Source organism: bacterium (genome assembly GCA_030654305.1).
GTDB lineage: Bacteria > Krumholzibacteriota > Krumholzibacteriia > LZORAL124-64-63 > LZORAL124-64-63 > PNOJ01.
The window spans coordinates 1-14,153 of record JAURXS010000077.1 but is presented as its reverse complement, the minus strand read 5'-3'; the positions used below and the strand labels follow the sequence as shown (position 1 = coordinate 14,153).

Genomic DNA, 14,153 nt, shown 5'->3' with positions numbered 1-14,153 from the left:
TTCCGCTACGCGCCGACCGAAGCCGAGATCTCGGCGTTCTACCGCGAGAACCTCGCGCACCTGACGCCGCCGGCCCGGCTGAAGGTGCAGAGCGTGCTGCTCGAGAAGCAGAGCGCCGCGGTGACCTTCAAGCAGCGCCTGGACCAGGGCGCCGAGATGACCTGGCTGGCCAAGCGCACGTCCGAGGTCCGCAAGGACGCCGCCGCCCTGCCCACGACCTGGCTCCAGCCGTCGATGATCGGCCTGAAGCCGGGCGAGGCCCGCCCCGGCCAGGTCCTGGATCCCTACGAGGTGCCCGGAGGCTGGGTGGTGGCCGTCGTGACCGAGATCGAACAGCCGACGCCGCGGACCCTCGCGGACTGCCGGGAAGACCTGCTGCTGCGCATGAAAGCCCAGCGCACGCGCGAGAACATCGCCGACGCGGTCGCGCGCCTCGAGGCCGCCACGACCGTCAGGATCGTTCCCGGCGCCGAGGCCGTCGTCCGCGGCCGGCTCGCTCAGGAATCCACGAAGGAGAGCCATGAATAAGCGACGCACGTCCGCCCTCCTGGCCCTGGTCCTGCTGCTGGCGGTCCAGTCTCCCCCGGCCACCCTGGCGGCGGGACCGTTCCGCTCGAAGACCTGCCTGGATTGCCACGCCGACCAGAAGAAGGCCGCCGGCGCTCCCCACGCCCACGCCCCCTTCGCCAAGGCCGAGTGCGAAGCCTGCCACGAGGTCCACGGCGTCGTGGGACGCCTGGCCCTGAAGGAGTCCGGCAACGCCCTGTGCGCCGGCTGCCACGCGCCCCAGGTGGCCGAATCCGAGCTGCCGCACGTCCACGCGCCGGTGCGCGACGGCGGCTGCGTCGCCTGCCACGACCCCCACGGCAGCGGCCAGCCCGGCCTGCTGCCCGCCAAGGGCAACGCCGCCTGCCTGACCTGCCACGACGGCGCCGCGTTCACGCGCGCGTTCGTCCACGCCCCCTTGAAGAAGGACGGATGCGCCGCCTGCCACCGCCCCCACGGCAGCGCCGAGCCGCACCTGCTGGACACGACCGTCGACGCGCTCTGCCTGTCCTGCCACAAGGACGCCCGCAAGCTCGCGCAGGCCCACGGCGAGACGTTCGGCGTCGAAGGCTGCGCGTCCTGCCACGACCCCCACAGCTCCGACGCGCCGAAGCTCCTGCTGGCCGTGCAGCACGCGCCGGTCCAGGACCGCGATTGCGCCGCCTGCCACGTGCAGGACGCCGGGGGCGGCACCGCGCTGGTCGCCCAGGGCAACGATCTGTGCCTGACCTGCCACGACCGGCCCGGGGCCGACGCCGCGACGCCCCACGCTCCCGTCGCCGACGGCTCCTGCCTGGACTGCCACGCCGCCCACGGCAGCGCGCACGCCGGCATGATCAAGACCGAGCTGCGACGGCTCTGCTTCGAGTGCCACGACGACGCGTCGTTCCGCAAGAACCTGGTCCACGCGCCCGTCGCCGGCGGCGAGTGCACGGCCTGCCACGACGTCCACGGCGGCGCGCGCGCCGCGCTGCTGACGGCGCCCCCGGGCGAACTGTGCCTGGGCTGCCACGAGGGCACGGGCGGCGACGCGGCCGCCGCCGTCTCGAACCACGCGCCCTTCGTCAAGCAGGACTGCGCCGCCTGCCACGACCCCCACAGTTCGACCGAGGCCGGCCTGCTGACGGCCAAGGCGGGCACCCTGTGCCTGGGCTGCCACCTCAAGGTCAAGATCGAGCTCGTCACCGCCCACCCGCACGACGTGGCCGCGCGTGGCGATTGCCTCGCCTGCCACGCGCCGCACCGCGCCGACCAGCCGTCCCTGCTGAAGGTCGCGCCGGCGGCGACATGCCTGGCCTGCCACGCCGACCAAGCGACCCGACCTGCCGGCGGCAGCCTGCACCCGCCCGTCGCGGACGGGCTCTGCAGCGACTGCCACCTGCCCCACGGCGGGGACGAGGTCGCCATGCTGCGCCGCCCGGCCACGGCGATCTGCCTCGAGTGCCACGACACCGGTCCCGGCGCCGGCGGACACGCCCACGCGCCGGTCGCCGCCGGCAACTGCACGGCCTGCCACGACGCCCACCGCGCCGACCGCGCCGACCTGCTGGCCGCGCCCGAGCCCCTGCTCTGCACGGTCTGCCACGAGGACGTGGTCGACGTCGCGGCGGCGAAGTCGGTCCATCCTCCGATCATGGACGACTGCACGACCTGCCATCAGCCCCACGGCGGCGCGCAGCCCGCGATGCTGACGGCACCGGCCGCCGAACTCTGCTTCCGCTGCCACGACGAGAGCGACGCCGCCCTGAAGAGCGCCCACCTCGGACGCGACCTGGCCGGGCTGGACTGCACGGGCTGCCACGCGCCGCACCACTCCGCGCAGGCGGCGCTGATCCGGCCGAACTCGCACCCGCCCTTCGACGACCGCGACTGCACCGCCTGCCACGCGGACGCAGCTCCGATCACCGACCAGACGGCGCTGTGCGCCGGCTGCCACGACGGGCTGACGGAGGCGCGCCGGCACCCCCACGCCCCCTTCGACGCCGGCGAGTGCAGCTCCTGCCACGATGCCCACGCGGCCCGCGGCGAGCATCTGCTGAAGGCCGGCGGCGTCGGCGAGGCCTGCGCCGCGTGCCACGAGAGCGGCTCCCTGTTCCCGCGGGCGGATCTGGCCCACCGGCCGGCCCGCGACGGCGCCTGCTCCGCCTGCCACGACCCCCACGGCTCGGACCAGCCGGCGCTGCTGCGCGCGGCGCGGGCGGACCTGTGCTGGAGCTGCCACCAGGACCTGCAGGCCGCGCGGTCGCTCCCGCGGCAGCACAAGCCGTTCGCCGACGGGAACTGCGCCACCTGCCACGACGCCCACGGCACGGCGCAGGCGGACCTGCTGACCGCGGCGGTGCCCGCCCTCTGCGCGAAGTGCCACGACCTGAAGAGCGCCGCCCTGGCCCGGACCCACCTGGGCTTCGACCTGGAACCGGCCGATTGCATGGCCTGTCACGACCCGCACGCCACCACGCAGGCGGGGCTGACGCACGGCCACGTCCACCCGCCCTACGCCAAGCGGGACTGCAAGGCGTGCCACGACGCGGGCGGCAAGGTGCAGGCGGGCGCGGAGCAGCGCCTCTGCCTCGGCTGCCACCCCGGCCTGGCCGAGGAAGTCAAGAACGCGACCCTCCACGCCCCGCTCTCGGGCGAACGGGCCTGCCTGGAGTGCCACACGCCCCACGCCTCGCCGGTGCCGGGTCTGCTGCCGCGCAGCCAGGCCACCGTCTGCGGTCGGTGCCACGCCGAGCAGGCCGACCGGATGAAGTCGTCCAGCCAGCGCCATCCCGATCCCGAGGGCCGGCAGTGCACGATGTGCCACAACCCCCACCTCGCCGCCCCCGCCGCGGGCGCGCCCGCCGGGCCCGACCCCTGCCTGCGCTGCCATACCTGGCTGGAGCACACCGACCACCCGTTGGGAGCCGGGACGACCGATCCGGTCCGCGGCGGCGAGATCGTCTGCGCCAGCTGCCACGACCCCCACGGCTCGGAGTTCGAGAAGATGCTCCGGGAAGACGCGGGCGGTAAGCTGTGCATCGGTTGTCATACTGAAAAGATCCGCCAGAAGCGCTGACCGCTGTGAAGTGACCGTCGATATCTGGTATGTTTTTTAACAGGCCGGCCCCCGCAAGGGGCCGGCCTCGTCGTGTCACCGGGAATCATCGATTTTGGCATCTGTTGTCAAAAATGAAGATTTTTCGCATTATGAGATCGTTCACTTCAAAATGCCTTTGACGAATTGGTAACAGAAAGGCTATGATATTTCCGTGACAAGCGACCGCGCAAAGCACCGATGCGGCGACTTGACTGTGAATTCGAGAACACCCGTGCCGACGGCACACATCCGACTCTGGTGACACCCCCGTGACAAACCGCCGTGCATCCTGCATCGCCCTGACGCTCTTCCTTTGCCCGCTCGCGGCAAACGGAACGATCGCTTTTCATTTCGAGGGCGCCCTGCAGCTGGATGTGGGCGCGGCCGGGCAGGTCCGCCCCGTCGCCCTGAGCGTCGATCCCGAGACCGGCGACGTCTGCGTCACCGACGAGCGGGGCGTGAGCCTCCACGTGGTGGACGGCCACGGCATCACCCTGTTCACCAGCAGCATCACCGCCGCCCTCTCCACCCCCGTCGACGGCTGCATCGAGCGCGACGGCGGCTTCGTCTTCATCGATCGCAGCGCCGGCGGCGAGCGCACCCTGCGCAAGCTCGACCTGCGCGGCGAGCCGCGGCGCTTCGACGCCGAGAAGCCCGCCCCGCAGTGGCAGCCCGACCACCTGATCGTCACCGCCGACGGCGACTACGTGTCCCTCGACAAGTTCGCCGGCACGCTGACCAAGCACGACGCCGCGACGGGGCGCGTGCTCTGGCACCGCGCGCTCGAGGGCGTCAGCGAGCAGTCGGAACTCGGCCGTCCCGCCGAGGCGCCCGACGGCCGCCTCTACGTCCCCGGCGGCGAGCTGCACCTCGTGCTGGTCCGCACGGCGGACGGCGCGGATGCCGGCTCCTTCGGCCGGCCCGGCACCAGCCCGGGCCGCCTCGCCTTCCCGGTCGGCGTCGCGTTCGGTCCCGGGGGCGAGGTCCTGGTCCTCGACCGCATGCGGCACACGGTCCTGGTCTACGACCGCGACCACGGTTTCACGTCCGAGTTCGGTTCGTTCGGCGGCGCGCCGGGGCAGCTCTACCACCCCCTCGCCATCGCCGCGGCGCCCGGACGGATCCTCGTGGCCCAGGGCTACGAGGGCCGCGTCCAGGCCTTCGGGATCTTCGGCACGGAAGCAGGAGAGTAGCAGGAGCCCCGCCCGCGCGGGGCCGAGAGGATTGTTCGCATGTCTAGGGTCCGGCATCGGTTCGTGTTCTCGTCGGTAGGTTCAGAGGCCGGAAGCAACACCGGCCGCGGCGACCCGGTCGCCCACACAACCCCAGTCGCCGGGCCTCGCCCGTCGGCACACCTCGGAGGCGATTCTGTGAAGCACAAACTGTTGATCTCCGCAACCATCGTCCTGGCTCTCGCCCTGAGCAGCGGTGCTGCCCTGGCGTTCCATGACGGCGGCGTGGCCTACTGCGCCGGCTGCCACACGATGCACAACAGCCAGAACGGCAACCTCGTGGATGTCAATCATCCCGCGGGCAACGCCTACCTGCTGAACAACGGCAACGCCAGCGACACCTGCCTGAAGTGCCACGCGGCCTACGGCCAGTTCGCGGGCGGCTTCGGCTGGGGCGCCGGCGGCGACTTCTACTGGGTCACCAAGACCTTCTCGTGGACCAGCCCCCGCGCCGGCTCCACCCAGGGCTACACCCACGGCCACAACGTCGTCTCGCCGGCCTACGGCATCGTCCGGGACCCCGTCCTGGCCGCGGCCCCCGGCGGCGACTTCGACAGCCAGTACCTGACCTGCACCAGCTGTCACGATCCCCACGGCAACGAGAACTACCGCCTGCTGTACGGCGATGAGGGCAACGGCCCCATCTACGGCGGCGCGCGCTACGGCTTCGACAGCCCCGCCCCGATCGCTCTGGGCAACAGCCGCCGCACCCTGGGCAACAGCCCCACGGGCGTTCCCGAGACCGACATCTCGCACACCGTCTACAAGTCGGGCATGAGCGAGTGGTGCGCCAACTGCCACACCGACCTCCACGCGGGCAACACCACGGACTTCGTGCACCCGACCGGCGAGGACATGGGCAGCCTGATCGCGGCGACCTACAACGCCTACGTCAGCACCGACCAGACCACCGGCGGCGACCCCACCACGTCGTACCGCGGCCTGGTTCCCTTCGAGGCCGTCAACGCCGACCTCGAGACCGTGGATCCCCTGAACTACACCCAGGGCCCCACCCCGCAGGACCAGGTCATGTGCCTGACCTGCCACCGTTCGCACGCCTCGCCGTTCGCCGACGCGGGCCGCTGGGACTTCACGTCCACGCACCTGATCAGCTCGCACCCGCAGGCGACCGACATCGGCGCCTCAGCCGACGATGTGGCGAACAAGGACTACGGCTACACCCTGGTGACCAACCAGCGGTCGCTGTGCAACAAGTGCCACGTCAAGGACTTCGGCGACGCGCACTACGAGGCCGGCGGGCACTGATCCCCGTTCCACGCCCGGTAACGACCGGGTGACGCGACAATCCGGCGGGCCCCGCACCAGGACGGTGCGGGGCCCGTTTCTCAAGCCGGGGCCCCCGCGGCCGAAGACCACGACAGCCGGAGACCCCCGCGCCCGGGCAGGTCACCCGCTGCGGAGCACGAGCCATGACCACGAGCCAGCGCCGACAGGCACGCCGCCCCCTGATCCTGTACCTGCAGGTCCTCGACGACGCGACCGGCGAGGAGCTGGGTCGGCTCGTGGACCTGACGGGCGAGGGCATGCGCCTGGTCGGCCGGCGGGAGATCCCCGTCGGCGCGCGGCACGACCTGAGGATCGTGCTGCCCGCCGGAGCCGCCGCCAGCGACGAACTGGCGGTCTCCGCCGTCTGCCGGTGGGCCGGCCGCGACGTGAACCCCGACCTCGCCGCCACCGGCTTCCTCTTCGAGGGCCTCGACCCGGCCGCCGCGGGGATCGTGGAAGCGCTGCTGCGCAACCTGGGGTTCCGCGGCCGCTGATCCGGCGCCACCGGCCCCGAAAATCCGCCGACATGACGTCTTTGTGACACAATTCGCCGGTTTCGCGACTAGATTTCCTCCCGGCGCGCGGCGGTCGACCGCGCCCCGGCGCCGCACCGCAGCGGCGGCCCCATCCCGGAGACACGATGGACACGCTGCAGAATCTTCCCTACCTGTCCGCCCTGCGTTGCGAGCCGCACGAGCGCACGCCGATCTGGATCATGCGCCAGGCGGGCCGCTACCTGCCCGAGTACCGCGCCGTGCGCGAGAAGACCTCGTTCATCAGCCTCTGCAAGACGCCGGAACTGGCCTGCGAGGTCACCCTGCAGCCGATCCGCCGCTTCGGCTTCGACGCGGCCATCCTGTTCAGCGACATCCTGGTGCCGCTGGAGCCCATGGGCGCCCCCTTCTCCTTCGACGACCACGGCCCGCGGATGCACCACACCGTGCGCGCGGCGGCCGACGTGGACGCCCTGCGCGTCGTCGACTCGCGCGAGCACACCGGCTACGTGGCCGACGCCGTGCGGATGATCAAACGCGAGCTCGGGGACCGCACGCCCCTGATCGGCTTCGCCGGCGCGCCGTTCACGCTGGCGGCCTACATGATCGAGGGCGGCGGTTCCAAGGACTACCGGCACCTCAAGGCGATGCTCTATTCCGACCCGGCGCTGCTGTCGCGCCTGCTGGACAAGCTGGCCGACCAGATCACCGACTACCTGCTGATGCAGGTCGAGGCGGGCGTCGATGCGGTTCAGATCTTCGACACCTGGGGCGGCATCCTGCACCCGCAGGACTACGAGCGCATCATCATGCCCGGGCTGCGGCGGATCCTGGCCGGCCTGAAGGGCGCGGGCGTGCCCCGCGTCTACTTCCTGAAGGGCAGCGCCCCCTACCTCGACCACGTGCGCACGCTCGACGCCGAGGCGTTCGGCGTGGACTGGACGCTCGACCTCGCGGTCGCCGCGCGCGCCTATCCCGGCCGGGCCGTGCAGGGCAACCTGGACCCGCTGTGCCTGTTCGGCAGCCACGAGGAGATCCGCCGCCGCGCGCTGGAGATCTGCCGCGCCGGCCGCGACGCCGCCGGCCACGTCTTCAACCTCGGGCACGGCATCCTGCCGGAGGCGCCCCTGGACGCGGTCGAGACCCTGGTCGCGACCGTGCAGGCGTACCGCGAGGGGGACTGAGATGGCCCTGGACGTTCCGCGCGACCTTCTCGAGAAGCACGACAAGCCGGGGCCCCGGTACACGAGCTACCCGACGGTGCCGGCCTGGACGAGCGGCTTCGGCGAAGACGACTACCGCGCGGCGCTGCGCGAGCTGGCGGCGCGGCCCGACGACGAGCTGTCGGTCTACCTGCACCTGCCCTTCTGCGCCAAGCACTGCCACTACTGCGGCTGCAACGCCGTCGTCTCCACCGAGAAGGGCGCCGTCGACGCCTACCTCGACCGCGTCGAGCGCGAGCTGGCCGCGGTGGTGGACGTGCTGGGCCCGGGCCGGCGCGTCGTGCAGCTGCACTGGGGCGGCGGCACGCCCAACTTCCTCAAGGACCCGCAGGTGGAGCGCGCGCTGGGGCTGCTGCGCGCCGCCTTCGCCGTCGACCCGCGGGGCGAGGTCTCGATCGAAGTCGACCCGCGCATCGGCACGCCGGAGCAGGCGCGCTTCCTGCGCGCGCAGGGCTTCAACCGCATCAGCCTGGGCGTGCAGGACTTCGAGCCCGCGGTGCAGAAGGCCATCGGCCGCCTACAGAAGCGCGACCGCACGCTGGAGCTGTACCAGGCCTGCCGCGAGGCCGGCTACGAGGGCGTCAACCTCGACCTCGTCTACGGCCTGCCGGAGCAGACGCGCGACTCCTTCGAGCGCACCCTGCGCGACATCATCGAGCAGGGGCCCGACCGCGTGGCCTGCTTCAGCTACGCCCACGTGCCCTGGGTGCGCCCGCAGCAGAAGCTCATCAACACCGACAACATGCCGTCCGGCTTCGAGAAGTTCGAGCTGTTCCGCCTGGCGATCGATCTGTTCGCCGAGGCCGGCTATGACTGGATCGGCATCGACCACTTCGCCCGGCGCGACGACGAGCTCGCGGTCGCGCTGCGGGAGCGGCGCCTGCACCGCAACTTCATGGGCTACACGACGCGCCCGGCGCCCCACATGCTGGCCTTCGGCATGAGCGGCATCGGCGACGTGTGCGACCGCTTCGTCCAGAACGACGCCGAGCTCGACGGCTACCAGGCCGCGGTCGACGCCGGGCGCCTGCCGGTCGTCAAAGGGCACCGCCTCAGCGACGACGACCGCCTGCGGCGCTTGGCGATCTTGAACCTGATGTGCAACCTGGAGCTGCCCTACGCGCTGACCGTGCCCGGTTTCGGCGCGCCGGCGGACGAGCTGCTGGCCGACGGGCTGGCCCGCCTGCTCCCCTACCAGGACGAGGGCTTCGTGGAGTTCCTGCCCGACCGCGTGCGCGTGACCGACCTGGGGCGCTTCTTCGTGCGCAACCTGTGCATGGAGTTCGACGCCTACCTGGACCGCACGAGCGGGAAACCCCTGTTCTCCAAGACCATCTGAGGCGAGGATGACCGCACCGCGTCGCTTCCGGCAGGACCACCTCGACCCGGCCCGGACCACGGGCCTGATCCTGTGCGGCATGGGCGGGCCCGACGGGCCCGACGCGGTGCAGCCCTTCCTGCGCAACCTGTTCCAGGACCCGCAGATCATCCCCATCCCGCGCCTGCTCTCCCCGCTCCTGGGAAGCCTCATCGCGTGGCGGCGCGCACCGGCCGTGCGCCGGCGGTACCTCGAGATGGGGCTCGGCGGCGGCTCGCCGCAGGTCCCGACCACCCGCGCCCAAGGGGACCGGCTGGCCGAGCTGCTGGGCGAAGCCGGCAGGCCGACGGTCGCGCTGCCGGCCATGCGCTACTGGCGGCCCTTCCCCGACGAGGCCGTGCGCGGGCTGCGCGAGCGCGGCGCCGAACAGTTCCTGGTCCTGCCGATGTACCCCCAGTACTCCGACGCCACCAACGGCAGCACGCTGTCCTTCGTGCAGCGGTCGCTGGACCGCCTCGCTCCCGGCGCCGCGGTCCACGTGGTCGAGGCCTGGCACCTGCTGGACGGCTTCGTCGCGACGCTGGCCGCCAACGCGGGCCGCGGCCTGCGGCGCTGGGCCGACGAGGGCGCCGACCCGCAGGAGTGCGCCCTGATCTACGTGGCGCACTCCCTGCCCGAGAGCTTCATCAAGCGCGGCGACCCCTACCTCAGCCAGACCCGCGCCACGGTCAGCGCCGTCCACGAGCGCGTGCGGGCCACCCTCGCCGCGGCCGGCCATGCCGCCTGGCTGGCCCGGCTGCCGGGCGGAGCCGCGCCCCTGCTGGCCTTCCAGAGCAAGGTCGGCCCCATCAAGTGGCTGGGCCCCGAGATCACGGCCGAGACGCGGCGCCTGGCCGGGGCCGGCTGCCGCCGGCTGCTGGTGCAGCCGGTCAGCTTCACCTGCGAGCACATCGAAACGCTGCACGAGCTCGACCTCGAACTGCGCCACGAAGCCCAGGGGCTGGGCGTGCACGAGTTCGACCGCGGCGCCGCGCTCAACCTCGACGAGACCTGGCTCGCCTCGCTGGCGGCGCGCCTGGCCGGCGATCCCTTCCGCGCGGAGGCGACCCTTGACTGAGCGGGACACGACCAAGCTGCAAGGGAACGCGCGGCGCGCGGTCGTGGTCGGCGGCGGGGTGTCGGGCCTGGCCACGGCCCTGCGGCTGCTGGATGGGGCGACGGCGCGCGGGCTCGACCTGCGGGTCGACGTCCTGGAAGCCGCGCCGCAGGCCGGCGGCAACCTGCGCACCCTCGCGCACGACGGCTGGCGCCTGGAGTGGGGCCCCAACGGTTTCCTGGACAACGAGCCGGCGACGCTGCGCCTGGTCGACCGCCTGGGCCTGCGCGACGAGCTGGTGCGCAGCAGCGACGCGGCCCGGCGCCGTTTCCTGGTGGTCGGCGGCCGCCTGCGCGAGATCCCCGCCTCGCCGCCCGCCTTCCTCAAGACCGACCTGTTCACCCCCCGCGCCAAGCTGCGCGTGCTGGGCGAACTCCTGGTGCCGCGCCGGCGGGACCTGGGCCGCGCCGCCGAAGACCCCGCGACCGACGAATCGGTCTGGGAGTTCGGGCGCCGACGCCTGGGGCGCGACTTCGCGGAGCTGATGCTCGACCCGATGGTCAAGGGCATCTTCGGCGGCGACGCCCGCCGGCTCAGCCTCGCGGCCGCGTTCCCGCGGATGGTCGAGCTGGAGCGCGACCACGGCAGCCTGTTCCGCGCGCTCGCGGCGATCTCGAAGCAGCGCAAGCGGGCCGCCGACGCCGGCCCGTCCGGCACCCTGCACTCCTTCCGGGACGGCATGGCGACGCTGCCCGCCGCCCTGGCGCGGACCCTGAGCGACGACCCCCGCGCCTCCCTCGTCACGGGCCGCGCGGTCGCGTCGATCGGCCGCGACGGTGCAGTCTGGCGCGTGCGGGTCGACGAGGGCGCATCCTTCGAGGCCGACGCCGTCGTCCACGCCGCGCCCGCCCACGCGGCCGCCGCCCACCTGCGCGGGCTCGACCCCGCGCTGTCCGGCCTGCTGGACGGCATCCCCTACGTGCCGATGGCCGTGATCGCCCTGGGCTACGCGCGCGGCGACGTGGCGCACGACCTCGACGGCTTCGGCGCCCTGATCCCCACCTGCGAGCACAGCCGCCTGCTGGGCGCCCTGTGGACCAGCAGCATCTTCCCCGGCCGCGCGCCGGACGGCCGGGTCCTGCTGCACTGCATGGCCGGCGGCCCGCTCGATCCGCACGTCCTGGACGACGACGACGACGCCCTGCGGGACCGCGCCGTCGCCGAGCTGCGCGGACTCATGGGCCTGCGCGGCGACCCGGAGATGACCCGGGTGTTCCGCCACCCGCGGGCCATCGCCCAGTACGAACCCGGCCACCTCGACCGCCTGCGCCGGATGGACGCGCGGCTCGCCGGCCTGCCGGGCCTGCACCTGTCCGGCAGCTCGTACCGCGGCGTGTCGGTCAACGCCTGCATCAAGGAATCCGAAACCATGGCCGCCGCCGTGCTCGACCGGCTGGCCGCGGCCGGTCCCCGCGTCGAAGGAGGGCCGGCATGAGGCTCGCGCTGACGGTGGGCGAGGTCCTGCTCCCGCTGCTGTACCTGCTGCTCTTCGTGGCCTACCTGTGGGTCTTCTACGAGAACCGCAGGTTCGCCCACCTCTGGGCGCGACGGCTGCTCGCGACGACCGTGGTGGCCCACCTCGCGGCGTCCGTCATCCACGCGCGGGTGCACCACCACCTGCCGATGGCCTCGCCCCTGGAGTTCCTGTCGCTGCTGGCGCTGTCCCTGCTGCTGATCTACGCCGTGGTCGAACGCCGGCTGCGCGTGCGCGAGACGGGGTTCCTGGTCACGGGCGTGGCCTTCCTGCTGCAGTTCATCGCCAGCGCGTTCTCCGTCGCCGAACCGGCGGCCAACCCGCTGCTGGAGGACCCCGGCTACGCCGGCCACGCCGTGCTGGTGCTGCTGGCGTACACCGCGCTGAGCCTCAGCTTCCTCTACGCGGTCCTCTACCTGGTGCTGGCGCGCCAGCTAGCCCGCAAGACGTTCGGGCTGCTCTTCCGCCGGCTGCCGCCGCTGGAGGTCCTGGAGCGCATGAGCGTGGGCGCGGCCAAGCTGGGCGTGCCCCTGCTGTTCGGGGCCCTCGCGCTGGGGCACCTGTGGCTCTACGACCTGGCCGACAAGCTCGACCCCGAGACGGCGCGCAGCCTGACCCCCTTCGACCCGAAGATCCTGACCTCCTGGCTGATCTTCCTGGTCTACCTGGTGGGCCTGGCCGGCCACCGCTGGTGGGGTTGGCGCGGCCGCCGCATGAACACGCTGGCGATCCTGACCTACCTCGCGGTGGTCCTGGCGATGGGCGCCATCCACCACTTCATCCCCAGCTTCCACAACTTCAGCCTGCGCGGGGGCGTGTGATGGCGGGGCACGCCGGCCTGCACCTGTGGGGGATCGACCACCGGCTCGCGCCGACCGAGGTGCGCGAGCGCGCGCACATCGACCCCGAGCGCGTGGGCGGGCTGCTGGCGGCCCTATCGTTGGAGCCGGGGTTCGTCTCGGCCGTGCCGGTCAGCACCTGCAACCGCACCGAGATCTACGTCGAGGCCCTGCCCGGATTCGCCCCCTTCGAGTGCATGACCCGCAGCCTGGCCGGCGCCGGGCTCGACCCCTCGCTGTTCACCGGCGAGCACGCCGTGCGCCTGACCGACGGGGAGGCCGTGCGCCGTCTCTACCGGGTGTCGGCCGGCCTGGAGAGCATGATGCTGGGCGAGCCCCAGATCTCCGGCCAGCTCAAGGACGCCTACCGGCTGGCCAAGGAGCACCACGAGCTCGGCCCGGTGCTCATGCGCGCCTTCCAGGGCGCGTTCCGCGCCGGCAAGCGCGTCCGCACCGAGACGAAGATCGGCGAGGGGGCGGTCAGCGTCGCCTTCGCCGCCGTCGAGCTGGCCCGCAAGTTCTTCGCCGACCTGCCGCGGCACCGCGCCCTGCTGGTCGGCGCCGGCGAGACCGGCGCCCTGGCGGCCCGCCACTTCCTGCAGCAGGGCATCGGCGGCCTGATCGTGGTGAACCGCAGCCCCGAGCGCGCGCGATCCCTCGCGGACGACCTCAACGGCGGCAAGGGCGAACTCGTGCGCGCGCGTCCCTGGGAGGACCTGCCCACCGCACTGGCCGACGTGGACGTCGTGCTCTCAACCACCGGCAGCCTGGAGCCCGTGATCCTGCCGGAGATGGTGCGCACCGCCATGCGCCGCCGCCGCGGGCGGCCGCTCTACGTCCTGGACATCGCCGTCCCGCGCGACGTCCATCCCGACGTCGCGCGGGTGGAAGAGACCTACGTCTTCGGTCTGGACGACCTCGACGAGATCGTCCAGGCCAACCTCGCCGCGCGCCGCAAGCAGCTGCCCGCGGCCGAGCGCATCATCGAGGAGGAGCTGGCGGAGTTCCGCGCCTGGGTTGGCGAGATGGACCTGCGCCCCAGCGTGGCCGAGTTCCGCGCCTACCTCGAGGACCTCAAGGAGAAGCAGGTCGGCTACGTGCGCCGCAAGCAGTCCGACGAGGTGGCCGCGGCCGTCGACGCCAGCCTGCAGCAGTTCATCAAGAAGGTCCTGGGCCGCTCGATGGAGTCGCTCAAGAGCGCCGAGAGCGAGCAGGAGCGCCTGCAGCACCTGGCGACGCTGCACCGGCTGTTCGCGCCCCAGGAGCCCCATGAGTCTCAGAAGTCCCGCGAGCCGCAGGAGCCGAGCGACCGTCCCTGATCCCGGCGAGGAGCACACCATGGACACGGCGATCGGCATCACGCTGGGCCTGGGCCTCGCCGCCGCGGCCGGCCTGCGCGTCTTCGTGCCGCTGCTGCTGGCGGCGATCGCCGTGCACACCGGCCACCTGGAGCCGGCCTCCGGGTTCGGCTGGCTCGGCTCGACCACGGCGCTGGTGATCTTCGG

12 protein-coding genes are annotated in these 14,153 nt (G+C 72.5%); all 12 read left to right on the top strand.

All coding sequences use genetic code 11. The features are described from left to right. A partial coding sequence (locus Q7W29_02045) for a peptidylprolyl isomerase (protein ID MDO9170593.1) occupies window positions 1-528 on the top strand: 528 nt, incomplete at its 5' end. Next, entirely contained in the window at window positions 521-3,604 is a 3,084-nt protein-coding gene (locus Q7W29_02040; GenBank protein ID MDO9170592.1) for a cytochrome c3 family protein, read from the top strand. The genes Q7W29_02045 and Q7W29_02040, both read left to right, overlap by 8 nt. Before the next feature lie 290 nt (window positions 3,605-3,894). Continuing rightward, window positions 3,895-4,818, top strand: coding sequence for a hypothetical protein (locus Q7W29_02035; GenBank protein ID MDO9170591.1), 924 nt, complete (start codon window positions 3,895-3,897; stop codon window positions 4,816-4,818). 177 nt (window positions 4,819-4,995) lie between these two features. Then, window positions 4,996-6,123, top strand: coding sequence for a cytochrome c3 family protein (locus tag Q7W29_02030; GenBank protein ID MDO9170590.1), 1,128 nt, complete (start codon window positions 4,996-4,998; stop codon window positions 6,121-6,123). A gap of 164 nt (window positions 6,124-6,287) precedes the next feature. Continuing rightward, entirely contained in the window at window positions 6,288-6,638 is a 351-nt protein-coding gene (locus Q7W29_02025) for a PilZ domain-containing protein (GenBank protein MDO9170589.1), read from the top strand. A 146-nt stretch (window positions 6,639-6,784) separates the two neighbouring features. Next, on the top strand, window positions 6,785-7,822 hold the full coding sequence (hemE, locus tag Q7W29_02020) for a uroporphyrinogen decarboxylase (protein ID MDO9170588.1): 1,038 nt from the start codon (window positions 6,785-6,787) through the stop codon (window positions 7,820-7,822). A gap of 1 nt (window position 7,823) precedes the next feature. After that, a complete protein-coding gene (hemN, locus tag Q7W29_02015; protein ID MDO9170587.1) occupies window positions 7,824-9,200 on the top strand; it encodes an oxygen-independent coproporphyrinogen III oxidase in 1,377 nt (458 codons plus the stop codon). A 7-nt stretch (window positions 9,201-9,207) separates the two neighbouring features. Then, window positions 9,208-10,296, top strand: a complete 1,089-nt coding sequence (gene hemH / locus Q7W29_02010) for a ferrochelatase (GenBank protein MDO9170586.1) — start codon at window positions 9,208-9,210, stop codon at window positions 10,294-10,296. Continuing rightward, window positions 10,289-11,770, top strand: coding sequence for a protoporphyrinogen oxidase (hemG, locus tag Q7W29_02005; GenBank protein MDO9170585.1), 1,482 nt, complete (start codon window positions 10,289-10,291; stop codon window positions 11,768-11,770). Before hemH ends, hemG begins: the two co-directional genes overlap by 8 nt. Beyond that, window positions 11,767-12,630: a cytochrome c biogenesis protein CcsA gene (ccsA, locus tag Q7W29_02000; protein MDO9170584.1), complete on the top strand. Its 864-nt coding sequence runs from the start codon at window positions 11,767-11,769 to the stop codon at window positions 12,628-12,630. Before hemG ends, ccsA begins: the two co-directional genes overlap by 4 nt. Beyond that, entirely contained in the window at window positions 12,630-13,967 is a 1,338-nt protein-coding gene (gene hemA, locus Q7W29_01995) for a glutamyl-tRNA reductase (GenBank protein ID MDO9170583.1), read from the top strand. Before ccsA ends, hemA begins: the two co-directional genes overlap by 1 nt. Window positions 13,968-13,986: 19 nt before the next feature. Then, the coding region (locus Q7W29_01990; GenBank protein MDO9170582.1) for a DUF4126 family protein at window positions 13,987-14,153 on the top strand (167 nt) is incomplete at its 3' end.